22 protein-coding genes and 1 pseudogene are annotated in these 22,931 nt (G+C 71.8%); 11 read left to right on the plus strand and 12 right to left on the minus strand.

Annotated elements, in window-relative coordinates; all coding sequences use genetic code 11:
* Positions 1-61: 61 nt before the first annotated feature.
* Positions 62-1,255 (minus strand): RtcB family protein, encoded by a 1,194-nt coding sequence (locus ACWFQ8_RS03990; protein WP_453784580.1) that lies wholly within the window; start codon positions 1,253-1,255, stop codon positions 62-64.
* Positions 1,256-1,447: 192 nt separating this feature from the next.
* Between ACWFQ8_RS03990 and ACWFQ8_RS03995 the strand changes: the two genes are divergently transcribed.
* From ACWFQ8_RS03995 to ACWFQ8_RS04005, 3 genes are all read left to right on the plus strand, one after another.
* Positions 1,448-2,341 carry a DUF3558 domain-containing protein gene (locus tag ACWFQ8_RS03995; protein ID WP_453784581.1) on the plus strand — a complete coding sequence of 298 codons (894 nt, stop codon included), beginning with the start codon at positions 1,448-1,450 and terminating at the stop codon, positions 2,339-2,341.
* A 113-nt stretch (positions 2,342-2,454) separates the two neighbouring features.
* Positions 2,455-3,234 (plus strand): DUF3558 domain-containing protein, encoded by a 780-nt coding sequence (locus tag ACWFQ8_RS04000; RefSeq protein WP_453784582.1) that lies wholly within the window; start codon positions 2,455-2,457, stop codon positions 3,232-3,234.
* Between the two features lie 194 nt (positions 3,235-3,428).
* Complete coding sequence (locus ACWFQ8_RS04005; protein ID WP_453784583.1) at positions 3,429-4,916, plus strand: DUF2637 domain-containing protein; 1,488 nt, start codon at positions 3,429-3,431, stop codon at positions 4,914-4,916.
* 120 nt (positions 4,917-5,036) lie between these two features.
* Here the strand turns inward: ACWFQ8_RS04005 and lysS are convergent, their stop codons facing one another.
* Positions 5,037-6,767 carry a lysine--tRNA ligase gene (gene lysS, locus ACWFQ8_RS04010; protein ID WP_453784584.1) on the minus strand — a complete coding sequence of 577 codons (1,731 nt, stop codon included), beginning with the start codon at positions 6,765-6,767 and terminating at the stop codon, positions 5,037-5,039.
* A 179-nt stretch (positions 6,768-6,946) separates the two neighbouring features.
* Between lysS and argS the strand changes: the two genes are divergently transcribed.
* Positions 6,947-8,716: an arginine--tRNA ligase gene (gene argS, locus ACWFQ8_RS04015; protein WP_453784585.1), complete on the plus strand. Its 1,770-nt coding sequence runs from the start codon at positions 6,947-6,949 to the stop codon at positions 8,714-8,716.
* A gap of 72 nt (positions 8,717-8,788) precedes the next feature.
* On the opposite strand, the gene ACWFQ8_RS04020 is transcribed toward argS, so the two are convergent.
* Positions 8,789-9,067: a hypothetical protein gene (locus ACWFQ8_RS04020; RefSeq protein WP_453784586.1), complete on the minus strand. Its 279-nt coding sequence runs from the start codon at positions 9,065-9,067 to the stop codon at positions 8,789-8,791.
* A 305-nt stretch (positions 9,068-9,372) separates the two neighbouring features.
* On the opposite strand from ACWFQ8_RS04020, the gene ACWFQ8_RS04025 reads away from it, so the two are divergent.
* Complete coding sequence (locus ACWFQ8_RS04025) at positions 9,373-10,170, plus strand: VOC family protein (protein WP_453784627.1); 798 nt, start codon at positions 9,373-9,375, stop codon at positions 10,168-10,170.
* Positions 10,171-10,257: 87 nt separating this feature from the next.
* Here ACWFQ8_RS04025 and ACWFQ8_RS04030 read toward each other — a convergent pair.
* Positions 10,258-10,356: pseudogene (locus ACWFQ8_RS04030) on the minus strand (IS5/IS1182 family transposase); the annotation flags it as partial.
* A gap of 334 nt (positions 10,357-10,690) precedes the next feature.
* Between ACWFQ8_RS04030 and ACWFQ8_RS04035 the strand changes: the two are divergent.
* From ACWFQ8_RS04035 to ACWFQ8_RS04045, 3 genes are all read left to right on the plus strand, one after another.
* Positions 10,691-11,008, plus strand: coding sequence for a hypothetical protein (locus ACWFQ8_RS04035; RefSeq protein ID WP_453784587.1), 318 nt, complete (start codon positions 10,691-10,693; stop codon positions 11,006-11,008).
* Positions 11,009-11,347: 339 nt separating this feature from the next.
* On the plus strand, positions 11,348-12,172 hold the full coding sequence (locus ACWFQ8_RS04040; protein ID WP_453784588.1) for a helix-turn-helix domain-containing protein: 825 nt from the start codon (positions 11,348-11,350) through the stop codon (positions 12,170-12,172).
* Positions 12,169-12,414 carry a DUF397 domain-containing protein gene (locus ACWFQ8_RS04045; protein ID WP_453784589.1) on the plus strand — a complete coding sequence of 82 codons (246 nt, stop codon included), beginning with the start codon at positions 12,169-12,171 and terminating at the stop codon, positions 12,412-12,414. Before ACWFQ8_RS04040 ends, ACWFQ8_RS04045 begins: the two co-directional genes overlap by 4 nt.
* Here ACWFQ8_RS04045 and ACWFQ8_RS04050 read toward each other — a convergent pair.
* Positions 12,392-13,171 (minus strand): TetR/AcrR family transcriptional regulator, encoded by a 780-nt coding sequence (locus ACWFQ8_RS04050; RefSeq protein ID WP_453784590.1) that lies wholly within the window; start codon positions 13,169-13,171, stop codon positions 12,392-12,394. The genes ACWFQ8_RS04045 and ACWFQ8_RS04050 overlap by 23 nt on opposite strands.
* Before the next feature lie 104 nt (positions 13,172-13,275).
* On the opposite strand from ACWFQ8_RS04050, the gene ACWFQ8_RS04055 reads away from it, so the two are divergent.
* Both ACWFQ8_RS04055 and ACWFQ8_RS04060 read left to right on the plus strand, forming a co-directional pair.
* Positions 13,276-14,205: an ATP-binding cassette domain-containing protein gene (locus tag ACWFQ8_RS04055; protein WP_453784591.1), complete on the plus strand. Its 930-nt coding sequence runs from the start codon at positions 13,276-13,278 to the stop codon at positions 14,203-14,205.
* Positions 14,202-15,053: an ABC transporter permease gene (locus ACWFQ8_RS04060; RefSeq protein WP_453784592.1), complete on the plus strand. Its 852-nt coding sequence runs from the start codon at positions 14,202-14,204 to the stop codon at positions 15,051-15,053. Before ACWFQ8_RS04055 ends, ACWFQ8_RS04060 begins: the two co-directional genes overlap by 4 nt.
* Before the next feature lie 87 nt (positions 15,054-15,140).
* On the opposite strand, the gene ACWFQ8_RS04065 is transcribed toward ACWFQ8_RS04060, so the two are convergent.
* Entirely contained in the window at positions 15,141-15,413 is a 273-nt protein-coding gene (locus tag ACWFQ8_RS04065) for a DUF1876 domain-containing protein (protein ID WP_453784593.1), read from the minus strand.
* A gap of 142 nt (positions 15,414-15,555) precedes the next feature.
* On the opposite strand from ACWFQ8_RS04065, the gene ACWFQ8_RS04070 reads away from it, so the two are divergent.
* The gene (locus ACWFQ8_RS04070; RefSeq protein WP_453784594.1) at positions 15,556-15,900 is read left to right on the plus strand and encodes a hypothetical protein; all 345 of its coding nucleotides are present in this window, start codon (positions 15,556-15,558) and stop codon (positions 15,898-15,900) included.
* A gap of 112 nt (positions 15,901-16,012) precedes the next feature.
* Here ACWFQ8_RS04070 and hemB read toward each other — a convergent pair whose 3' ends face one another.
* The 6 genes from hemB to ACWFQ8_RS04100 form a co-directional block, all read right to left on the minus strand.
* Entirely contained in the window at positions 16,013-17,014 is a 1,002-nt protein-coding gene (gene hemB / locus ACWFQ8_RS04075; protein ID WP_453784595.1) for a porphobilinogen synthase, read from the minus strand.
* 164 nt (positions 17,015-17,178) lie between these two features.
* Entirely contained in the window at positions 17,179-18,846 is a 1,668-nt protein-coding gene (locus ACWFQ8_RS04080; protein ID WP_453784596.1) for a uroporphyrinogen-III synthase, read from the minus strand.
* A complete protein-coding gene (hemC, locus tag ACWFQ8_RS04085; RefSeq protein ID WP_453784597.1) occupies positions 18,843-19,811 on the minus strand; it encodes a hydroxymethylbilane synthase in 969 nt (322 codons plus the stop codon). The genes ACWFQ8_RS04080 and hemC overlap by 4 nt, the downstream gene beginning before the upstream one ends.
* Positions 19,808-21,523 (minus strand): glutamyl-tRNA reductase, encoded by a 1,716-nt coding sequence (locus ACWFQ8_RS04090; protein ID WP_453784598.1) that lies wholly within the window; start codon positions 21,521-21,523, stop codon positions 19,808-19,810. Before ACWFQ8_RS04090 ends, hemC begins: the two co-directional genes overlap by 4 nt.
* Positions 21,520-22,329: a redox-sensing transcriptional repressor Rex gene (locus ACWFQ8_RS04095; RefSeq protein ID WP_362740397.1), complete on the minus strand. Its 810-nt coding sequence runs from the start codon at positions 22,327-22,329 to the stop codon at positions 21,520-21,522. The genes ACWFQ8_RS04090 and ACWFQ8_RS04095 overlap by 4 nt, the downstream gene beginning before the upstream one ends.
* A 273-nt stretch (positions 22,330-22,602) precedes the next feature.
* Complete coding sequence (locus tag ACWFQ8_RS04100) at positions 22,603-22,881, minus strand: glutaredoxin family protein (RefSeq protein WP_453784599.1); 279 nt, start codon at positions 22,879-22,881, stop codon at positions 22,603-22,605.
* Positions 22,882-22,931: the final 50 nt, after the last annotated feature.

The raw sequence follows: 22,931 nt of genomic DNA on the forward strand, positions 1-22,931 counted from the left end.
CACGCGCGAGACAGGCGTACGGGGCGTACCGGCGCCCTGGGCGTACCGGCGCCGGGGTGCCTCAGCCCTTCACGCAGATGATCTGCTTGATCTTGGCGACGACCCGCACCAGGTCGGTCTGCTGGTCGATGACCTGCTCGATCGACTTGTACGCGCCGGGGATCTCGTCCACGACGCCCGAGTCCTTGCGGCACTCCACGCCCTTGGTCTGCTCCGCCAGGTCCCGCGCGGAGAAGCGCTTCTTCGCCGCCGTCCGGCTCATCTTGCGGCCCGCACCGTGCGAGGCGGAGTTGAAGGACTTCGCATTGCCGAGGCCCTGCACGATGTACGAGCCCGTGCCCATGGAACCCGGGATGATCCCGTACTCACCGCTGCCGGCACGGATCGCTCCCTTGCGCGTGACCAGCAGGTCCATCCCGTCGTACCGCTCCTCCGCCACGTAGTTGTGGTGGCAGCTGATCTCCTGCTCGAAGGAGACCTTGGCCTTGCGGAACTCCTTGCGGACGACCTCCTTGTAGAGGCTCATCATCGCCGCGCGGTTGTACTGCGCGTACTCCTGCGCCCAGAAGAGGTCGTTGCGGTACGCATCCATCTCGGGAGTGGCCGCGAGGAACACCGCCAGGTCCCGGTCGACCAGACCCTGGTTGTGGGCCAGTCCGCGCGCCACCCCGATGTGGTACTCGGCCAGCTCGTTGCCGATGTTCCGGGAACCGGAGTGGAGCATCAGCCAGACGGAGCCGGCCTCGTCGAGACAGAACTCGATGAAGTGGTTTCCTCCGCCGAGCGTTCCGATCTGCTTCGTGGCCCGCTCCCGACGGAACTTGACCGCGTCGGTGATGTAGTCGAACCGCTCCCAGAGGTCGCCGTACCCCTGCGCCGAGAAGCCGTACAGGCGTGCCGGGTCCACGGCCTCCTTGTGCAGCCCCATGCCCACCGGAATCGCCTGCTCGATCCGCGACCGCAGCTTCGAGAGGTCACCGGGCAGGTCGTTGGCCGTCAGGGAGGTCTTCACGGCCGACATGCCGCAGCCGATGTCGACACCGACCGCCGCCGGGCAGACCGCGTCCTTCATCGCGATGACCGAGCCGACCGTGGCGCCCTTGCCGTAGTGGACGTCCGGCATGACCGCGAGGCCCTTGATCCATGGGAGGGTGGCCACGTTGCGGAGCTGCTGCATCGCGCCGTCCTCGACCGACGCCGGGTCCGTCCACATCCGGATGGGAACTTTCGCTCCCGGAACCTCTACATATGACATAGGACTTCAATCCCCCGAAAAACCCAGAAAAGTCTGAATACGCAAAAAGCCTCGCTCTAGGTCCCAAATACGACAGGAGACCGGCGCCGGCACCAGCGTGTGCGGTAGACATTGTGTCCACCCGCGCCCGAGGCGCGGCAACGTATTTTCCTGACCGTCGGGGGTTCCGCCGGTCGAAGGGAGTCATGGGACGTGCAGCGCAAGGCGGTACGGCGAGTCCTGCCCGGCATCGCGATGCTTGCCGCACTCGCGGCCGGCGCGACCGGCCTGACCGGGTGCACCAGCGGCTCGGGCAAGGGGAGCACCACCGACGCGAAGGCGGGCGGCAACCCCGCCGTGCCCGCCCAGCCGGGTAAGTACCGCAGCCTGCCCGCGCCCTGCAAGGCCGTTGACGGCAAGCGCCTCCGGGCCATGCTGCCGATCGCGGACGCCCTGACCGACGCGGAGCGCGAGCAGCTGTACGCCGGCGCCGCGGACGCCTCGTACGACGGCGACCGGCGCGTCGGCTGCCGCTGGACCGCGCAGAACGCCGAGGAGACCCGGCTGCTGTCGGTCGGCTTCGAGCGCGTGGTCTCCTACGACCGGGCCGTCGCGAGCGACGACGACAAGGCGCACCAGGTGTACGTGCGCCAGCTCACCGACGCCCACCTGCCCTTCCCCGGCCCGGTCCCGACCGCCTCCGCCACCGCGGCGGCGCCGCCGAACCCGCCGGGCCCGGGCACCGACGCCGGCACCCCGGCCCCCGCCGGATCGGCCCCCGCCGGATCGGCCCCTGCCGGATCGGCCACGCCCGGCACGAGCCCCAGCGGGAGCCCCGGCGCAAGCCCTTCGGCCCCGCCCGTGCTCGGCTCGCGCGTATTGGAGGGCCTGGGGAACGAGGCCTTCCTGGACGACAAGCTGGGCTCGGCCGGCGCCACCGCCGCGCAGGCGCGCACCGTGCGGATTGTGTTCCGTACCTCGAATGTCATCGTCACCGTCGAGTACAGCGTGCAGCCCGCGCTGCCCGGTGTGGTCCCGCCGTCGCCCGAAACCCAGGACAGGGCACGGCAGTTGGCGCAGGCCCTGGTCGAGCGCTTCAACGCATGAACGGGGCGCGGACCGGTCCGGCGTGACGGCGCGCACAGCAGCCGCACACACGATCGGGCTACCTTTGTCCGGGTCCCGCGTCCGAAGACGACCCCCAACGCACTGAAGGAACCATGCACCGATCAGCCTCGCGCCTCACCCGTGTTCTCGCCTGCGCAGCCGTCCCGGTGATCCTCACCGTCGCCGGGTGCTCGTCCGATTCGGGCAAGGGCTCGGGCTCCGGCTCGGGCTCGAACGGCGGCAAGAAGTCCGATTCCTCCTCCTCCGCCAAGCCGAACGCGAAGCCCTCCGCGACCCTGGCGAAGGCGGCCTTCGCCACGCTGCCGGACCCGTGCAAGGCCGTCGCCACCGCCACGGTCGACACGCTCGTCCCCGAGGCGAAGGACAAGAACGGCACCGCGACCAAGTCGAACGACCTGGCCAGCCGCGCCAGCTGCTCCTGGAACGGTCTGGACGAGGACGGCCTCAAGGGCTCGCAGTACCGCTGGCTCTCGATCTCCCTCTTCCGCTACGACTCGCACGCCTCGCTCGGTGACGCGAACAAGCGCGCCGAGGAGCAGTACAACAAGCAGGTCGAGACCGCGAAGGCGACCGAGGGCGCGCAGAACGTGAAGGCGGAGCCGGCGGGCGGGATCGGCGACCAGGCCACGTCCGTCGTCCACACCGCGAAGAAGGACGTCGACTTCTTCAACACGACGATCGTGGCGCGCACCCAGAACGCCGTGATCACGCTCGACTACAACGGCGCGGCCTACGAGGGCGCAGGCGCGCCGGACCACGCGAAGCTGCTCCAGGACGCGGTCGCGGCGGCGAAGGAAGCCGTGGCGTCAATCGACACCGCCAACAAGCAGGCCGCCCCGGAGCAGCCGCAGTCCCCGCAGCCGCAGCAGTAGCCCGGCGGGCCGCACCGGTCCGGGCCGCACCGGTCCGGGGCACACGGTCCGGGCATAACGGTCTGGCCAGGAGCGGGCCCACCCGGGACGCTGACAGCGAGTCACCCGTACGCTGTGCCTGCCGCAGCTCGGTAAAGGCTGGGTAAGGCCTCGGCACGTGATCGGTACGTGCTCGACAAGGGAGGGGATCGCGGGTGGCCGCGATGGAGCTGACTCGTACGCACCGGATACTCATCGGCGTCGTCGTCGCCGGAGCCGTGGTCATCGCGGGCATCGGTTTCGCGGGCTCGTACTCCGCGGTGCGCGCGCTCGCCCTGCAGAAAGGATTCGGCAGCTTCTCGCTGGTGTTCCCGATCGGCATCGACGCGGGCATCTGCGTCCTGCTGGCCCTGGACCTGCTGCTGACGTGGATCCGGATCCCCTTCCCCCTGCTGCGGCAGACGGCCTGGCTGCTGACCGCGGCGACGATCGCCTTCAACGGCGCCGCGGCCTGGCCGGACCCGCTGGGCGTCGGCATGCACTCCGTGATCCCGATCCTGTTCGTGGTGACGGTGGAGGCCGCCCGCCACGCCGTGGGCCGGATCGCGGACATCACCGCGGACCGCCACATGGAGGGCGTGCGCCTCACGCGCTGGCTGCTCTCCCCCGTCCCCACCTTCAAACTGTGGCGGCGGATGAAGCTGTGGGAGCTGCGCTCCTACGAGCAGGCCGTCGTCATGGAGCAGGACCGGCTGATCTACCAGGCACGGCTCCAGGCGCGGTACGGGCGGGCCTGGCGCCGCAAGGCGCCCGTCGAGGCGCTGATGCCGCTGCGCCTGGCCCGGATCGGGGTGCCCCTCTCGCAGACGGCCCCCGAAGGGCTGGCGGCGGCGGGCATCGAGCCGCTGCTGCTGCCCCCGGTGGACACCCGGGACCAGGACCGGACCCGCGGTCAGGCCCCGGCCGCCGTGGGCACCGCGAGCGCCCCGGCCCTGACCGCCGCCCCGGCGGACCCGGCGCAGCAGGGCACCGGCCCGACGCAGGCCGGCCCCGAGCACGCCGGCCCGCAACAGGCCGGCCCCTTGCACGCCGGTTCCGAGCACGACCGGCCGCAGCCGCACCCCGCCGGGCCGTTCCCGGCGGCCCAGCAGCCGCAGCCGCACCCCGCCGAGGCTCCCGCCCCGGCCCCCGCACCCTTCGCCGTGGACCCGACCGCCATGCCGGCGGCGCACAACAGCGCCTGGTTCGCCGCGCCCCGCGCCCCGCAGGCGGCGTACGAGGGCGGCTACCACCCGCTCGCCGCGCCGCAGGAGGAGCAGGACCATCCCGTCCGGGCCGGCGACGCCCCCGCGCCCGGGCTGCCGGTCCCGGGCGCCCGCCAGGAGGACGCCCCGCAGCCGCGGCCGCCCCACGAACCGCACGCCGCCCCGGCGGCCCCGGTGGCCCCGGACGCACCGGTCACCCCCGGCACGCCGGAGGCGCCGGAGACCCCGGACGAGGCCCAGTTCGGCGAGGTCGCGTACCAGGTGTTCTGCGCTCTGGTCGACGAGAAGCAGGACTACCCGTCGGCGGAGTCCCTCGACATACACCTCTCGGACCGCTACGGCGTCGTCCACCCGCGCAGCGGTTCGCTGCTGCGCCGGATGATCCCCGCGTTCAAGATCCGCTACCACAAGGACCGCGAGGCCGAGCACATCGCCTAGCGCTGCGGCCGGCGAAGTCCACCGGTCACGACGCGAGCGGCACCAGCGGCGCGAGCGACGCGGAAGGGCCCGCACCCCGAGGGTGCGGGCCCTTCCGCGTCGGTCCGGGACCGGGACGGCTCAGACGGCGAGCAGCTTGCGCACCCGGTCCGCGCCGACCGCCAGCAGCAGCGTGGGCAGGCGCGGCCCGGTCTCCCGGGTCACCAGCAGCCGGTAGAGCAGCGCGAAGAACGTCCGCTGCGCGACCTTGAGCTCCGGCGTCGGCTTCGCGTCGGGTTCGAGCCCGGCCATCACCTTCGGGACCCCGTAGACGAGCGTGGTCAGCCCGTCGAGGGACCAGTGCGAGTCCAGACCCTGCAGCAGCAGCCGCAGCGACTGGCGACCCTCGTCGTCCAGCGACGACAGCAGCTCGGCGTCGGCCTCCTCGCGTACGAGGGTCCGCTGGTCGGCCGGGACCTGGGTGGTGATCCAGTTCTCGGCGCGGTCCAGGCGCGGCCGTACCTCGTCGAGCGAGGTGAGCGGCTTGTCCGGCTCCAGGTCGCTGAGGATGCGCAGGGTCTGCTCGTCGTGCCCGGCGGTGACGTCGACGACGGACGCGAGCGTCCGGTACGGCATCGGCCGCGGGGTGCGCGGCAGCTCGGCGGCCGCGGTGCGGACGGCGCGGGTGTGCGCGGCCGCGTCGGCGGGCAGCACGGAGCCGTCCGCCACCTTGGCCTCCAGCTTGTCCCACTCGTCGTAGAGCCGCTGGATCTCCTGGTCGAAGGCGATCTTGAAGGACTGGTTCGGGCGGCGGCGCGCGTACAGCCAGCGCAGCAGCTGCGGCTCCATGATCTTGAGCGCGTCGGCCGGAGTGGGGACCCCGCCCTTGCTCGACGACATCTTGGCCATGCCGCTGATGCCGACGAACGCGTACATCGGACCGATCGGCTGCTCACCGCCGAAGATGTGCACGATCTGGCCGCCGACCTGGAAGGACGAGCCGGGCGAGGAGTGGTCGACGCCGGACGGCTCGAAGATCACGCCTTCGAAGGCCCAGCGCATCGGCCAGTCGACCTTCCAGACCAGCTTGCCCCGGTTGAACTCGCTGAGCTTGACCGTCTCGGTGAACTCGTCCTCGGTGCAGACGTAGGTCATCTCGGTCGACTCGTCGTCGTAGGACGTGACCTTGGTGAAGTCCTTGCCGCACTGACCGCAGTACGGCTTGTACGGGAAGTACCCGCCCTCGCCGGTGCTGCCGTCGTCCTCGGCGGCCGCACCGGAACCCTCGGCGGCCTCCAGCTCCGCTTCGTCGACCTGCTTCTGCTGGGGCTTCTTGCCGCCCGGCTTCTGCTTGGTGCGGTACTGGTCCAGGACGGCGTCGATGTCGCCCCGGTGCTTCATCGCGTGCAGCACCTGCTCGCGGTAGGCGCCGCTGGTGTACTGCTCGGTCTGGCTGATCGGGTCGTACTCGACGCCCAGCTCGGCCAGCGCCTCGACCATGGCGGCCTTGAAGTGCTCGGCCCAGCTGCCGTACTCCGACCCGGCCGGGGCGGGGACGGCGGTCAGCGGGCGGCCGATGTACTGGCCGTAGGTCTCCTCGTCCACGCCCGGGATGCCCTTGGGCACCTTGCGGTAGCGGTCGTAGTCGTCCCACGAGATGACGTGGCGGACCTCGATGCCCCGGCGGCGGATCTCGTCCGCGACCAGGTGCGGGGTCATGACCTCGCGGAGGTTGCCCAGGTGGATCGGGCCGGAGGGGGAGAGGCCGGACGCGACGACGACAGGTTTGCCCGGGGCTCGGCGCTCCGCCTCGGCGATGACCTCGTCCGCGAAACGGGAGACCCAGTCGGTCTCGGTGCTGCTCTGCGCCACGACACGTCCTTCTATCTCGAATGCTGGCTTCAGCCATTCTCCCAGACGGAACAGGCCCCTCCGGGGTTGCTCGGCGAGCCCGTTCTCCCGAGAAAGCGGCGGCGCGCGCGTGGGATACTCGGCACTTGTCGGAACACCCAAGTGCACCCACCGGCACCACCTCACAGGAACGGCAGCTCATGGCCTCGGTCCCTTCCCTCGCTTCTTCCGTCAATCAGCGCGTCGCGGACGCCCTCGCCTCGGCCCTGCCGGAGGCCGGTGGCGCCGACCCGCTGCTGCGACGAAGCGACCGGGCCGACTTCCAGGCCAACGGCATCCTGGCCCTCGCGAAGAAGGCCAAGGCCAACCCGCGCGAGCTGGCGACGACCGTGGTCGAGGGCATCCCCACCGGTGACCTGGTCCGGGAGATCGAGGTCTCCGGCCCCGGCTTCCTGAACATCACCGTCACCGACCGGGCGATCATCGAGACGCTGGCGGCACGCGCCGCCGACGACCGCCTCGGCGTCCCGTTCGCGGCGAAGCCGGGTACCACCGTCATCGACTACGCCCAGCCGAACGTGGCCAAGGAGATGCACGTCGGGCACCTGCGCTCCGCGGTGATCGGCGCGGCGATGGTGGAGATCCTGGAGTTCACGGGCGAGAAGGTGGTCCGGCGCCACCACATCGGCGACTGGGGCACCCAGTTCGGCATGCTCATCCAGTACCTGCTGGAGCACCCGCACGAGCTCGACCACAAGTCCGCGGACGGGTCGGCGGAGGTCTCCGGCGAGGAGGCCATGTCCAACCTGAACCGCCTCTACAAGGCCTCGCGCGCGCTCTTCGACTCCGACGAGGAGTTCAAGACCCGCGCCCGCGCGCGGGTGGTGGACCTCCAGGCCGGCGACGCGCAGACGCTCGCGCTGTGGCAGCGGTTCGTGGACGAGTCGAAGATCTACTTCTACTCCGTCTTCGACAAGCTGGACATGGACATCCAGGACCCGGACGTGGTCGGCGAGTCCGGCTACAACGACATGCTCGTCGAGACCTGCGCGCTGCTGGAGGAGTCGGGCGTCGCCGTCCGCTCCAACGGCGCGCTGTGCGTGTTCTTCGACGACGTCAAGGGCCCGGACGGCAACCCGACCCCGCTGATCGTGCAGAAGTCGGACGGCGGCTTCGGCTACGCCGCCACCGACCTCTCGGCGATCCGCAACCGCGTCGCCGACCTGTCGGCCACCACCCTGATCTACGTGGTCGACGCGCGCCAGTCCCTGCACTTCAAGATGGTCTTCGAGACGGCGCGCCGGGCCGGCTGGCTGAACGACGAGGTCAAGGCCGTCCAGCTGGCCTTCGGCACGGTCCTCGGCAAGGACGGCAAGCCGTTCAAGACCCGCGAGGGCGAGACGGTACGGCTGGTGGACCTGCTGGACGAGGCCATCGACCGCGCCGCGGCCGTCGTGCGGGAGAAGGCGCAGGACCTGACCGAGGCCGAGATCGGCGAGCGGGCCGTGCAGGTCGGCATCGGCGCGGTGAAGTACGCGGACCTCTCCACCTCCGCCGCGCGCGACTACAAGTTCGACCTGGACCAGATGGTCTCGCTCACGGGTGACACGTCCGTGTACCTGCAGTACGCGTACGCCCGCATCCAGTCCATCCTGCGCAAGGCCGGGGACGCGAAGCCGGCCGCCCACGCGGAGCTGGCGCTGGCGCCCGCCGAGCGCGCGCTCGGCCTCCACCTCGACCACTTCGGCGAGCTCCTCGCCGAGGCGGCTTCCGAGTACGCGCCGCACAAGCTGGCGGCGTACCTGTACCAGGTGGCCTCGCTCTACACGACCTTCTACTCGGAGTGCCCGGTGCTCAAGGCGGACACCCCGGAACAGGTCGAGAACCGGCTGTTCCTGTGCGAGCTGACCGCCCGCACCCTCAGCAAGGGCATGTCCCTCCTCGGCATCCGCACTCCCGAGAAGCTCTGAGGCCGGCCGCTCCGCACGGCGACCCCGCCTCCCTGTCCGGGAGGCGGGGTCGCCGCGTTTCGCCAGGGCGGTTCAGCTGATCGAGCGGATGGTGTTCCAGCTGCTCAGGCCGACCACGGTGCGGGGGCCGTCGGCGGGGGCGCCGGCGGAGTCGGTGCCGCCCGCGTAGAACAGCAGCGTGCCCGTGCCGTCGTTCGTGGTCGTCCACATGTCCACGGTGCCGTTGCCGTCCGCGTCGGCGGCGCCGGCGATCAGCGGACGGTTCACCGTGCCGTAGCCGAACCCGTACCGCGTGGGGGCGAAGATGCCGACGACCTGCGCGTCGGCCGGGAAGCCGGTGCCGATGCGCACCGGGGATCCCACGGAGCCGTCGCCGCGGCCCGGGTAGACGCGCAGTTCGGTGCCGACGCGCGCGACGAGGTCTCGTCGACGAGCTGCTTGACCTGGTCGATCTTCCGCTGGGGCTCGTTGCGGTACGGGCAGTACCCGACGGCCCCCGGCTGCCGCCCGCCTCGCCGCAGATCGCAAGCGTCGCACGGCGCCCGACGGGGCCCGCCGCCCTCTGCCCTTCACCCGTACGGCCCGGTTCGGTCCCTACGGGCCGGGTAGGGGACGGCCCGTCCTTCCCCTACCCGACGGAGAGCCCCGTGCCCGACATGAACGGCCCCTACAAGCCCGGCACCCCGTGCTGGATCGACCTGATGGTCCCCGACCAGCAGGCCGCCCTCGACTTCTACGGCGAACTCTTCGGCTGGCAGGGCGAGATCGGCCCCGCCGAGCAGGGCGGCTACTCCGTCTGCACCCTCAAGGGCAAGCCCGTCGCCGGAATCATGAAGGCGATGAGCCCGGACGGCAGCATCCCCGACCCGCTGCCGCCCACGGTGTGGACCACGTACCTGGCCACCGACAGCATCGACTCCGCGCAGAAGGCGGTCACGGACGCGGGCGGCACGGTCGTCCTGCCCGCGATGGACGTCATGGACCTCGGGCGGATGGCCGTGATCGCCGACCCGACGGGCGCGGTCGTGGGTCTGTGGCAGGCCGGCACCTTCGACGGCGCGGGCATCGTCAACGAGCACGGCGCGCTCATCTGGAACGAGCTGAGCACCGGCGACACCGCCGCCGCGGCCGCGTTCTACGAGGCGGTGCTGCCGATCACCACCGCCAAGTCCGAGATGCCGGGCGCCATGGACTACACGGAGTTCAAGGTCGGCGGGCGCGTGGTGGGCGGGATGATGGACCTGTCCAACATGCCGCCCGGCACACCGCCGAGCTGGCTGCCGTACTTCCACGCGGACGACGTCGACGCCGTCCAGGCGGCGGCGGTCCGGGCCGGCGGCACGGTGCTCGCCCCCGCCTTCGACATGGTGGCGGGCCGCATGGCCGTCCTGGCCGACCCCCAGGGCGCCCCTTTCGCGATCATCACGGCCACGTCCCCGGAACAACCGGCCTGAGGCTCGGCCCGTGAACGATCTCCGAGTCGCCTCGGGCACGGCGGGCAGCCGTACGGGCCGATGACCTGTCAGGTGACAGTTCGAGGGTTCGGTCCGGCCGCGCTCGCGGCGGTGCGGGATGACGAGTCCGGTTCCTGGGTAGCCGCCGTCGGCGATCGTGAGGGTCCTACCGACGGCGGCTTCTGCAGATACGGGGAACCCGTAGCCCGGAACCAGGAGACGGTGGCCCGCGTCTCTGATCTCCGGAGCGGGCCGAGAGGGCACGGACGACGGGCGGAGAGAAGTGGAGCGGCGGACTCGTAGGCGTGTCGATGCGGCGGTGCGGACGGCGATGGTCACCTGTGCGGCTGTCGTCCTCGCCAGCTGCCTGGCAGGGGAAGCAGGGCATGGGGAAAGCGCACCCGGCCCCGCGGGAGCCGCGGTCACCGTGGTCCGCGGCGAGCGGACGTACCCACTGACCGCCCGCATCACGCAGTGGGAAGTGGGGCCACACCCTCAGGTGTCCGAGCGGGGAAATGCCGTGCACTACACCTACCGGTTGGCCATGACCGACACCCTGCCCGAGCCCATGGTGCAACTCGCGGCGTGCGCAGTGGACTCAGCGGATGTCGTGCTGTTGTGCGACACCATCAGCGTGCACCAATACCCAGAGACACCCGTGGAAGACCGCGACTCCTGGATCGGGCCCGGCTCCGGTCAGACCCTCTCCGACACCGCCCGCGTCGTTCTCCTCCCCGACCAGCTACGTGACGACGGGCGTGCACATGACCCCAAGGACCACGCCGGCTACACCCCTCCCCGCCTCCCGATGCCGGGCGACCGGCTGAGCACCAGCTGAACCGCTCCTGACCACTTACGCACCCTCACCCGTCGGAGAGCGGGACTCCGTGCCGGAGGGCGGGGGTGGCCGGCTCGCTCACGCAGAGCAATAGGTCGTGGCGGCGGGATGTCACACCCCACACGTCAAGTGTGGCCGCCGTGAACTGCCTGGCCGGCGCCACGGTTTGACGTGACCGGGGGTGGAAGCGGTCCCGCAGCAGTGCGGGTTGAGTATCGACGTTCATGAGGCGATCGTCGCCGTCCGTGACTAGCGTGAACCTCAGCACCGGCCCGTACTCATCGATGAGTACGGGCCGGCATGGGGTAACGAACACGCGCGGGCGGGGAGTCCATCGTCATGCCACCGAGGAAACGAGCACGGCCGAACGCGACGACCATGAAGATGGTCGGCAAGCAGGTGGCCGCCGGCCGGGTCGCCAAAGGTTTGACGCAGAAGGAGCTCGGAGAGCTGATCCGCCTGGACGCGGAGACCATCGCCTCCATCGAGCAGGGCCGCCGCGCCCTGATGCCGAGCGTCGCGGAGCTGATGGACCAGCACCTGGGCCTGCCGGGCCTGCTGGCCGTTGCCGCACACGAGATGCCGGAGATCGATGTGACCCCGCCGTGGGCCGAGGAGTACATGGACCTTGAGAAGGCCGCGATCACCCTCTCCTGGTTCGACAACCAGGTCGTGCCGGGCCTGCTGCAGACGGAGAACTACGCCCGCGCGGTGTTCGTCTGCCGGGTCCCGGCCCATCCGGAGGAGGAGATCGAAGCGCTGATCACCAAGCGCCTCGCCCGCCAGGAGATACTGCGCCGCGGCAAGCCGCCGACGCTGAGCTTCGTCGTCTGGGAGGCGGTACTCCGCGATCGCCTCGGCGGTGACGAGGTGTACGCGGAGCAGCTGCGCCATCTACGCGACTGCTCCTACCTGCCCGACGTGAGCCTCCAGGTGATGCCGCTGGGCCGGACCACTCACGCGGCTCTGGACGGTGCGTTCATCCTGCTGGAAACACCTGATCACCGGCACCTCGGCTACACGGAAACCCAGCGCGGCAGCCAGTTGATCTCGGACCCGGATGAGGTCAGCATCCTCTCCCGCAAGTATGCGATGCTGCGGACACAGGCCCTCAACACCGAGCAGACGCGAGGCCTGTTGGACGGCCTGCTAGGAGAGACATGAGTGCCAGGACCGCACTGAAGTGGTTCAAGTCCAGCTACAGCGGCAGCGAGGGCGGCGCCTGTGTAGAGGTCGCCATGAACTGGCGGAAGTCCACGTACAGCAGCGGCCAAGCCGCCGCGTGCGTCGAGGTGGCCGCGTGCGCGCACACGGTCCACGTGCGGGACTCCAAGGTCAGCGACGGCCCCGTCCTGGACCTGACCCCGGCGGCCTGGGCGGCGCTCACGAGGTGGACCGCTCGTTGATCAGGGCGGCCAGGCCGTCCAGCAGGCGGCCCAGGCCGAAGCGGAACTGGAACTCCGGGTCCTCGTCACCGGAGCCGCCGAAGACGTCGGATTCCAGCACCCGCGTCACCGCCGGGTGGGTGTCCGGGCGGGTCAGCAGCCGCAGGGTGCGTACGTACTGGCCCATGACCTGCTCCGGTGAGACGCCGTTCTTCACGATGGCGTCCGTCATGTCGGCGGCGAGGGTGGCCTCGTTGCGGACGAAGCCGGCCACCAGCATCATCGCCGAGAGCTTCTCGCCCTCGTCGAGGCCGGTGTCGGCCAGGGCGGCGAGCCCGCGTTCCATCCATGCCAACTGGTTCGGCGTCGCCGGCGGGGCGGTGATCGGGATGCGCAGGAGCCAGGAGTTGGCCATCAGGACCGCCCGCTGCCCGTACGCCCAGTCCGACAGCGACTCCCGCCAGCCCCGGTCCGCCCCCCGCGCCGGCGCCGGCGGGGTGCCCGCGCCCGCGTCCGCCATCAGGATGTAGAGCTCCTCCTTCGCCGTGACGTACCGGTAGAGGGACATCGTCGAGACGCCCAGTTCCTTGGCGACCCGTCCCATGGAGACGGCCTCGACCCCCTCCGCGGCCGCGAGCGCGACGGCAGCGTCCACGATGCGCGCCACGGTCAGACTCGGGCGCGGGCCCTTGCCGGGCCGTTCCCGCAGGCCCCAGGCCGTTTCGAGGCTGGCCGGCAGGCCCGTTCCGCCGTCGTCCGCCGTCGGATCCTTCGCCATCGCCGTCCCCCCTTCCTCGCCCGTGCGGTTGACGCCCATCCTAGTTCTGTGTATGACTTACACAGAAGCGCGTAACCCATACGCAGAAGGGAGCGCAATCCCTGATGGCCACTCATGACCACCTCGGCATCGACGCCCGCGGCCTCACCAAGTCCTACGGCGACCTCCGCGTCCTCGACGGCATCGACCTGGCCGTCCCGCGCGGCACGGTCCTCGCCCTCCTCGGGCCGAACGGCGCGGGCAAGACCACCACCGTCCGCATCCTGGCCACCCTCACCGACCCCGACGCCGGCACCGCCCGGGTCGCCGGGCACGACACCGCCGGCGCGCGGTCCCGCGTCCGCCGGGCCATCAGCCTCACCGGGCAGTTCGCGGCCGTCGACGACCTCCAGACCGGCGCCGAGACGCTCCGCATGATGGGCCGCCTGTGCGGGCTCTCCGCGCGCGCCGCCCGCATCCGCGCCGACGAGCTGCTGGAGCGCTTCCAACTGGCCGACGCCGCCGGGCGCACGGCCAAGACGTACTCGGGCGGCATGCGCCGCCGCCTCGACCTCGCCGCCGGGCTGGTCTCCCGGCCCGACGTGATGTTCCTCGACGAGCCCACCACCGGGCTCGACCCGCGCAGCCGCCAGGACCTGTGGGAACTCGTACGGGAACTGCGCGCCGACGGCACCACCGTGCTGCTCACCACCCAGTACCTGGAGGAGGCCGACCGCCTCGCCAACCGCGTCGCCGTCCTGGCCGCCGGGCGGATCGCCGCCGAGGGCACGCCGGCCGCCCTCAAGTCCCGTGTCGCGGGACACCGCCTGGACCTGACCCTCACCACCCCGGCCGACTACGAGGCCCTCGCCCCGCGCGCCGTCCACCTCGACCCGGATGCGCTCACCCTCGGCCTGGCCACGGACGGCAGCGCCGGCCACGTCCGCGCGCTGCTCGACGAGGTCGACCCGGACCGCACCGCCGTCGACCGCTTCACGGTCCGCACCGCCACCCTCGACGACGTGTTCCTCGCCCTGACGGGAGCCGCCCGATGACCGCACCGACGCCCGCGCCGATGCCCGCACCGCCCACCGCGCCGCCCCGTACCGGGCGCCCCGACAGCCCCGAGAGCCCCGGCAGGCCCGTCCGCCGCTCCCGCCACACCGCGGCCCTCTCGCTGGCCGGCCGCAGCCTGCGCATCAGCCGCCGCAACCCGGACGCCCTGGTCACCGCCCTGATGCTGCCCGTGGTCCTGATGCTGATCTTCGTCTACTTCTTCGGCGGCGCGATCGACACCGGCACCGCGTACGTGACGTACGTGGTCCCCGGCGCCATGCTCCTCTGCGCGGGCTTCGGCGCGGCCGGCACCGCCGTCAGCGTCACCGAGGACATGAAGAACGGGATCATCGACCGCTTCCGCGCCCTGGACATCGGCGGCATCCCGATCCTGGCCGGGCACGTCACCGCGTCCGTCCTGCGCAACCTGCTCTCCACCGCCCTGGTGCTCGTCGTCGCCCTCGCCATCGGCTTCCGCCCGCAGGCCGGGCCCGCCGCCTTCCTCGCCGCCGCCGGACTGCTGCTCGTGTACATCACGGCGATCTCCTGGCTCGCGGCCGTACTCGGCCTGCTCGCCAAGTCCCCGGAAGCGGCGGGCGGGTTCACCTTCCTGATGATGTTCCTGCCCTACCCGTCCAGCGCCTTCGTCCCCATCGAGACCATGCCCGGCTGGCTGCACGGCTTCGCCGAGCACCAGCCGCTGACCCCGGTGATCGAGTCGCTGCGCGCACTGCTCCTCGCACAGCCCGCCGGGAGCGCCCCCTGGGTGGCCCTGTCCTGGTGCGCGGGCATCACGGCCGCGGCCGTGGCCCTCGCGTCGGTCCTCTTCCGCGGCCGGACCCGCTGACCCGCCGGACGGACCCGCTGACCCGCCCGGCGGACCCGCTGACCCGCCGGACGGCTCCGGACGAGCCGACCGGCGGTCCGGCGCCGCTCAGCGGTTGAGCGGATAGGAGTGGCGGCCCGTCGCCTCGTCGATCTCGCTGTGGGCCTTCCGCAACATCTGCGAAGCGAGATCCATGAGCGCACGGGCACCCGCGATCTCCTCCCCGACCCTCAGCTGCTCCGGGTCGGAGGGGTGGCGCATGGCGTAGCCGTGCGCCCTCATCTCGGAGCCGTCCCCGAGCCTGACCAGGGCCGCCGCACTGGTGCGGTGGCCCTCCTCGGTGAATTCGAGCTCCACATGCCACCCGACGAGCGTGGACATGGTGCATCACCTCCAGGGGGTCACCCTTCCTTCCAGGGTGCGCCCGCTCCCGGACGTACGCGAACGGGGAGCGCTCCGGCCCGGTGAAAGGTGAGTACCCGCACTCATGTGCCCGCGCCCATACGGGAGTTGAGTGGTTCCCATGACCCGGGACACTTCGCGCGACCCACGTGCGTTCGTCGCACCGCTCCTGTCCACCCTGCTCACCCTGCCCCTCGGCGCCGCGGCGCTGTTCTTCGTCGGGCTCTCCCCGATGGCCTGCGACTCCTGCGACGGCGCCGCGAGCGACCGGTTCGACGCCTCGTACCGCGTCGCCTCCACCTTCTTCGCCATCGGCCTGCTCGTGGTCGGGGCGCTGCTCGCCGCCTGCTGGGCACTGCCCCGCCGGCGCCGCGACGCCGGCCGGCGGCTGGGCCTCGCGCTGGCCGCCCCGGCCGCCGTGCTGCTCGACTGCCTCGTCTTCCACACGCTCGTCGACTGGCCGTAGCTCAGGCCCCGCGGGCGGCATGCGCGCCGTCGAGCACCTGCGGCGGGTCTTCGCCGAGTGCCACGCCGTCACCGCCCGCGGCACGGTCGTCAGGGAGTCAGGGAGTCAGGATTCAGCGCGTCTCGCGCAGCCAGCCCGCCACCTCGGTCGCCCAGTACGTGAGGATCGTGTCGGCGCCGGCCCGCTTGATGCCCAGCAGCGCCTCCAGGATCGCCCGGTCCCGCTCGATCCAGCCCTTCTCGGCCGCCGCCTCGATCATCGCGAACTCGCCGCTGATCTGGTAGGCGGCCACCGGTACGTCCACCGCCTGCGCGACCCGGTACAGGATGTCGAGGTAGGGGCCGGCCGGCTTGACCATCACCATGTCGGCCCCCTCCTCCAGGTCCAGGGCCAGCTCGCGCAGGGACTCGCGGGCGTTCGCCGGGTCCTGCTGGTAGGTCTTGCGGTCGCCCTGGAGGGAGGAGGCGACGGCCTCGCGGAAGGGCCCGTAGAAGGCCGAGGAGTACTTCGCCGTGTACGCCAGGACGGCCACGTCCTCGTGCCCGGTCTCGTCCAGCGCGTCGCGGATGACGCCGACCTGGCCGTCCATCATCCCGCTCGGCCCCACGACGTGGACGCCGGCGTCGGCCTGGACCTGCGCCATCTCGGCGTAGCGCTCCAGCGTCGCGTCGTTGTCGACGCGGCCGTGCTCGTCGAGGACCCCGCAGTGACCGTGGTCGGTGTACTCGTCCAGGCACAGGTCCGACATGATCACCAGGTCGTCGCCGACCTCGGCCTTCACATCGCGGATCGCGACCTGGAGGATCCCGTCCGGTTCGGTGCCGGCCGTGCCGAGCGCGTCCTTGTTCTCGTCCGCCGGCACGCCGAAGAGCATGATCCCGGATACCCCCGCCGCGACCGCCTCCACGGCGGCCTTCCGCAGCGTGTCCCGGGTGTGCTGGACGACGCCGGGCATCGCCGAGATCGCCAGCGGCTCACGGATCCCCTCCCGGACGAACGCCGGCAGGATCAGGTCCGAGGGGTGCAGCCGGTTCTCCGCGACCATCCGCCGCATCGCCGGGGTGGTGCGCAGCCGCCGGGGCCGCGAGCCGGGGAAGGATCCGTACGTGCTCATTTTCCAGTCGCCTCTTCGAGCATCGAGAACAGTCGCGACCACCCTAGTGCGGCGTCCGGCGTGTCCGGCGGGGTCCACCGGATCGCGGCGCCCGGCACGGCTCCCCGCCGCGGTCGTCGGACCACGCAGGCGCGGCCCCGCCCCCGTACCGTTCACCCCACCGGTCAGGTGGTCCGGCGGCGCCGGGCCCCCGGCCTGCGCTCGCTCGGTCGGAACACCGTCTCGCCGGCCTCCTTCGCCGCCTCGCGGCGCGCCGCACCGTACTCGGCCAGCGCCTCCGCCAGCTTCGACACCGACGGCTCCGGCGACAGCACGTCCACGCGCAGCCCGTGCTCCTCCGCCGTCTTGGCCGTCGCCGGCCCGATGCACGCGATCACGGTGACGTTGTGCGGCTTCCCGGCGATGCCGACCAGGTTGCGCACGGTGCTCGACGACGTGAACAGCACGGCGTCGAAACCGCCGCCCTTGATCGCCTCGCGCGTGTCCGCCGGCGGCGGCGACGCACGCACCGTCCGGTAGGCGGTGACGTCGTCGACCTCCCACCCGAGCTCGATCAGCCCGGCGACCAGCGTCTCCGTCGCGATGTCGGCCCGCGGCAGGAACACCCGGTCGATCGGGTCGAAGACCGGGTCGTACGGCGGCCAGTCCTCCAGCAGCCCGGCCGCGGACTGCTCCCCGCTCGGCACCAGGTCCGGCTTCACGCCGAACTCCACGAGCGCGGCCGCGGTCTGCTCGCCCACCGCCGCGACCTTGATGCCCGCGAAGGCACGTGCGTCGAGCCCGTACTCCTCGAACTTCTCCCGGACGGCCTTGACCGCGTTGACCGAGGTGAAGGCGATCCACTCGTAGCGGCCCGTCACCAGGCCCTTCACGGCCCGCTCCATCTGCTGCGGGGTGCGCGGCGGCTCCACGGCGATGGTCGGCACCTCGTGCGGCACCGCACCGTACGAACGGAGCTGGTCGGAGAGCGAGGCGGCCTGCTCCTTGGTACGCGGTACGAGGACCCGCCAGCCGAACAGCGGCTTCGACTCGAACCAGGAGAGGTCCTCACGGCGCGCGACGGCGCTGTGCTCACCGACCACGGCTATGACGGGGCGCGCGCCCTCCGGCGACGGCAGCACCTTGCCCTGCTTGAACACCTGCGCGATCGTGCCCAGCGTCGCGCACCAGGTACGCTGCCGCGTGGTCGTACCGGCGACGGTGACCGTCAGCGGGGTGTCGGGCTTGCGCCCGGCGGACACCAGCTCGGCGGCGGCGCTCGCCACCGTCTCCAGCGTCGCGGAGACGACGAGGATCCCGTCGCTCGCGCCCACCTCGGTCCAGCAGCGCGCCGACGCGGTCCGCGCGTCGACGAACCGCACGTCGGCACCCTGCTTGTCGCGCAGCGGCACACCGGCGTACGCGGGCACGCCGACGGCCGTCGCGACACCGGGCACCACCTCGAAGGGGATGCCCGCCGCCGCGCAGACGAGCATCTCCTCGGCGGCGTTGCCGTCGAGTCCGGGGTCGCCGGTGACGGCACGCACGACCCGCCTGCCGGAGCGCGCGGCCTCCATGACAAGATTGGCCGCGTCCCGGATCACCGGGACCCCAGCGGCTGCTGACAGTTCGTCAGCGATCGTCAGCTGCGGCGAGTCGACGCCCGCGCGCGCATGCGTACGGACCACGTCGAGCACCTCGGGCTCCGCGATCAGTACGTCCGCGGCGGCGAGCGCCTCGACGGCGCGCAGCGTCAGCAGACCCGGGTCGCCGGGGCCGGCACCGAGGAAGGTGACGTGTCCGTGGGCGGCGACGGCCGGGAAAGCGGAGGGGGTGGGAATTGAGGGGTTCAAAGCGATCGCTCCCCCATCAGACCGGCCGCGCCCTTGGCCAGCATCTCGTCCGCGAGTTCGCGGCCGAGCGCCATGGCCTCGTCGTACGACTGGGGCACGGGACCGGTGGTGGACAGCTGCACGAGCGTCGTGCCGTCGAGGGTTCCGACGACGCCGCGCACGCGCATCTCATTGACAATCTGCCCGTCGGCCAACAGGTCGGCGAACGCGCCCACGGGTGCGCTGCAGCCGGCCTCCAGGGCGGCGAGCAGGGAGCGCTCGGCGGTCACGGCGGCCCGGGTGTACGGGTCGTCGAGCTCGCCGAGCGCGGCGATCAGGTCCGCGTCGGACGCGAGGCACTCCACGGCCAGGGCGCCCTGACCCGGAGCGGGCAGGACGCTGTCGACGGCCAGCAGGTCGGTGGCCTCGTCGCCGCGGCCGATCCGGTTCAGCCCGGCGGCCGCCAGCACGACGGCGTCGAGCTCGCCGTCCCGTACGAAACCGATCCGGGTGTCGACGTTGCCGCGGATGGGCACCGTCTCGATCCGCTTGCCCAGCGACAGCGCCAGGTGGTTGAGCTGCGAGGTCCGGCGGGGCGACCCGGTACCGATCCGCGCCCCGTCGGGCAGCTGCTCGAAGGTGAGGCCGTCGCGGGCGACGAGCGCGTCCCGGGGGTCCTCGCGCCGCGGCATGGCCGCGATCACCAGGTCGTCGGGCTGCGCCGTCGGCAGGTCCTTCAGCGAGTGCACGGCGAAGTCGACGTCCCCGCGCAGCAGCGCGTCGCGCAGGGCCGTGACGAACACGCCCGTGCCGCCGATCTGCGTGAGGTGCTCGCGGGACACGTCGCCGTAGGTCGTGATCTCCACGAGCTCGACGGGGCGGCCGGTGACCGCCCGTACCGCCTCGGCGACCTGGCCTGACTGGGACATCGCCAACTTGCTTCGCCGCGTGCCGAGCCGGAGGGGCTGGTCGAGACGTGGATTCATGATGCCCGTCCTGAGTCGTCGTACTTGTCCATGTCGGCTGCTTGGGCACTCGCGTCGGCCCGGCTGACGGAGGCCACCGTCTGCGGGTCGAGGTCGAAGAGTTCGCGCAGCGCCTCGGCGTACCCGGCGCCGCCGGGCTCGCTCGCGAGTTGCTTCACGCGCACGGTCGGCGCGTGGAGGAGCTTGTCGACGACGCGGCGCACGGTCTGGTTGACCTCGGCCCGCTGCCGTTCGTCGAGATCGGGCACCCGACCGTCGAGTCGCGCCACCTCCATGGCGACGACCTCGGCGGCCATGGCCCGCAGGGCGACCACGGTCGGCGTGATGTGCGCCGCCCGCTGCGCCGCCCCGAAAGCGGCCACTTCCTCGGCCACGATCGCGCGCACGGCTTCGACGTCGGCCGCCATCGGCGCGTCCGCGGACGCCTCCGCGAGCGACTCGATGTCCACGAGCCGTACGCCGGGGATGCGGTGCACGGCGGCGTCGATGTCACGCGGCATCGCCAGGTCCAGCAGCGCGAGCCGCGCCGCCGTCCCGCCCGTGGGCGTACGCACGCCGCGCCGGGGCTGCCGCTGCGCGGCGGCCTCGCCCTGGTCGGCCCAGGTCCCGTGCAGTTCGAGCGAGCTGGCGTCCACGCCGGTCAGCGCGGACCGCCCGTCCGTCCCGACGGGACACCCGTCGGCCTCGGCCGCGACCTCCATGGTCCGCACGGCCCCGGCATCGGCCAGTCGGCCGTGCGTGGCGGCCGCCGCGGCCAACCGGGCCACGACACCGGCACGATCCAAACCGGCCGGCGTGCGAGGCGCGGGGTCCGGGGCGGAGCCCTGCCCCTCCGGCCCGGCCGGCGTGCGAGGCGCGGAGTCCGGGGCGGAGCCCCGGGAAACGGAGGCGAGGACGTCCTCGGCGGTCAGGACCAGCCCGGTGGCGCCGGTGCACGAGACGACGAGGTCGACTCGTGTCAGCTCGTCGGCCACGGCACCCATCGGCACCGCGGCGGCCTTCACACCCGTGCCTGAGGCAACCAGAATCTCCGCGAGCCGCTCCGCCCGCTCGGCGGTCCGGTTCGCCACCACGATCTCGGCGACACCGACCCGCGCCAGCGTCGCGGCGGCCAGCGAGGACATCGACCCGGCGCCGATCACGAGCGCACGCTTGCCCGCGGCCCACTGCGCCACCGGCAGCCGTCCGGCGGTCAGCTGCTCCAGCCCGAAGGTGACCAGCGACTGCCCGGCCCGGTCGATCCCGGTCTCCGAGTGGGCTCGCTTGCCGACCCGCAGCGCCTGCTGGAACAGGTCGTTGATCAGCCGCCCGGCGGTGTGCTGCTCCTGCCCCAGCGCCAGGGTGTCCTTGATCTGGCCGAGGATCTGTCCCTCGCCCACGACCATCGAGTCCAGCCCGCACGCCACGGAGAACAGGTGGTGCACCGCCCGGTCCTCGTAGTGCACGTAGAGATAGGGGGTGAGCTCCTCCAGCGCGACCCCGCTGTGCTGGGCCAGCAGCGTGGACAGCTCGGCGACACCGGCGTGGAACTTGTCCACGTCGGCGTACAGCTCGATCCGGTTGCACGTGGCGAGCACCGCCGCCTCCGCCGCCGGCTCGGCGGCGAGGGTGTCGTGCAGCAGCTTCGCCTTGGCGTCGGCGGCCAGCGAGGCCCGCTCCAGCACGCTCACGGGGGCACTGCGATGGCTCAGCCCCACGACCAGCAGACTCATGCCGGCATCACCGCCGGGACGTCACCCTCGGGTCCGCCCTTGCGCGCCTCGGCGGCGGCCCGGCCGGCCGGCGGCACGACGGCCGCGGCGGGCGCGGCGCCGCCCACGGAGGAGCCGCCGGCGGCAGCGGCCGCGGCCGCTTCCTCGCCGGCCTTGCGCTGCTCGTGGAAGGCGAGGATCTGGAGCTCGATCGAGAGGTCGACCTTGCGCACGTCCACGCCGTCGGGCACGGACAGCACGGTCGGGGCGAAGTTCAGGATGGAGGTGACACCGGCCGCGATCAGCCGCTCGCTGACCTGCTGGGCCGCACCGGCCGGCGTCGCGATGACGCCGATCGACACCCCGTTCTCCTCGATGATCTTCTCCAGCTCATCGGTGTGCTGCACGGGCATCCCGGCCACCGGCTTGCCGGCCATCGCCGGGTCGGCGTCGATCAGCGCGGCCACGCGGAACCCGCGCGACGCGAAACCGCCGTAGTTGGCGAGCGCGGCGCCGAGGTTTCCGATGCCGACGATGACGACCGGCCAGTCCTGGGTCAGGCCGAGTTCGCGGGAGATCTGGTAGACGAGGTACTCGACGTCGTAGCCGACGCCGCGGGTGCCGTACGAGCCCAGGTAGGAGAAGTCCTTGCGCAGCTTCGCGGAATTGACTCCGGCGGCGGCCGCGAGCTCCTCGGAGGACACCGTGGGCACCGATCGCTCGGAGAGCGCGGTGAGGGCGCGCAGGTACAGCGGAAGCCGGGCGACAGTGGCCTCGGGAATACCTCGGCTGCGGGTCGCCGGTCGGTGAGTTCGGCCAGTTGCCACGATGCTCCTGCGGGATGAGCGGGGCTGCAGGCGGCCACTTGTCCCAGGGCCGCCCCGTCGACAGCAGGCTATGCCTTTGTGAACGCGTGCACAAAGATTGTGTCCAATTTGTCCGACCAAAGTGACCGGGGTCACGCGCCCCGGGTCCGCAGGGCCGGAACCGGCGACACGCCGAACCCGTTCAAATCGCCAAGGGGGCAAAACCGTACACACTCCTCACAGATACGCCCCCGAGCCTGCACAAATCGCCCATGAGGGTACCCGCACGGAGGGTCAGCCCTCCAGCGCCCGCCGCAGGCGCTCCGGGTTCACCCTCCAGAAGGTGTGCTGCTCGCCGTCCACGAGGACAACCGGAATCTGCTCCCAGTGCAGCCGGTACAGCTCCTCGTCCTGCGAGATGTCCTTCTTCTCCCACCGGGCGCCCGTCTGCGCGCAGACCTTCTCGATCACCACCTGTGCGTCGTCGCAGAGGTGGCACCCCGGTTTTCCGATCAGCGTCACCATCCGCTCGGCCGGACTCTTCTTTTCCTTGCGGCGCAACAGAGGACTCATGCCCTCATTCTCCCGCGCCCCGGCGTAACAGCGGCGCCCCGAAGAGTTCA

Source organism: Streptomyces sp. NPDC055254 (genome assembly GCF_053606025.1).

Excerpts from the sequence above, each read along its gene's own strand:
- ACWFQ8_RS03990 (WP_453784580.1), bottom strand. The coding sequence starts at position 1,255 with ATGTCATATGTAGAGGTTCCGGGAGCGAAAGTTCCCATCCGGATGTGG.
- ACWFQ8_RS04000 (WP_453784582.1), top strand. The coding sequence starts at position 2,455 with ATGCACCGATCAGCCTCGCGCCTCACCCGTGTTCTCGCCTGCGCAGCC.
- argS (WP_453784585.1), top strand. The coding sequence starts at position 6,947 with ATGGCCTCGGTCCCTTCCCTCGCTTCTTCCGTCAATCAGCGCGTCGCG.
- ACWFQ8_RS04025 (WP_453784627.1), top strand. The coding sequence starts at position 9,373 with ATGAACGGCCCCTACAAGCCCGGCACCCCGTGCTGGATCGACCTGATG.
- ACWFQ8_RS04040 (WP_453784588.1), top strand. The coding sequence starts at position 11,348 with ATGCCACCGAGGAAACGAGCACGGCCGAACGCGACGACCATGAAGATG.
- ACWFQ8_RS04045 (WP_453784589.1), top strand. The coding sequence starts at position 12,169 with ATGAGTGCCAGGACCGCACTGAAGTGGTTCAAGTCCAGCTACAGCGGC.
- ACWFQ8_RS04050 (WP_453784590.1), bottom strand. The coding sequence starts at position 13,171 with ATGGCGAAGGATCCGACGGCGGACGACGGCGGAACGGGCCTGCCGGCC.
- ACWFQ8_RS04055 (WP_453784591.1), top strand. The coding sequence starts at position 13,276 with ATGGCCACTCATGACCACCTCGGCATCGACGCCCGCGGCCTCACCAAG.
- ACWFQ8_RS04060 (WP_453784592.1), top strand. The coding sequence starts at position 14,202 with ATGACCGCACCGACGCCCGCGCCGATGCCCGCACCGCCCACCGCGCCG.
- ACWFQ8_RS04065 (WP_453784593.1), bottom strand. The coding sequence starts at position 15,413 with ATGTCCACGCTCGTCGGGTGGCATGTGGAGCTCGAATTCACCGAGGAG.
- ACWFQ8_RS04070 (WP_453784594.1), top strand. The coding sequence starts at position 15,556 with ATGACCCGGGACACTTCGCGCGACCCACGTGCGTTCGTCGCACCGCTC.
- hemB (WP_453784595.1), bottom strand. The coding sequence starts at position 17,014 with ATGAGCACGTACGGATCCTTCCCCGGCTCGCGGCCCCGGCGGCTGCGC.
- hemC (WP_453784597.1), bottom strand. The coding sequence starts at position 19,811 with ATGAATCCACGTCTCGACCAGCCCCTCCGGCTCGGCACGCGGCGAAGC.
- ACWFQ8_RS04090 (WP_453784598.1), bottom strand. The coding sequence starts at position 21,523 with ATGAGTCTGCTGGTCGTGGGGCTGAGCCATCGCAGTGCCCCCGTGAGC.
- ACWFQ8_RS04100 (WP_453784599.1), bottom strand. The coding sequence starts at position 22,881 with ATGAGTCCTCTGTTGCGCCGCAAGGAAAAGAAGAGTCCGGCCGAGCGG.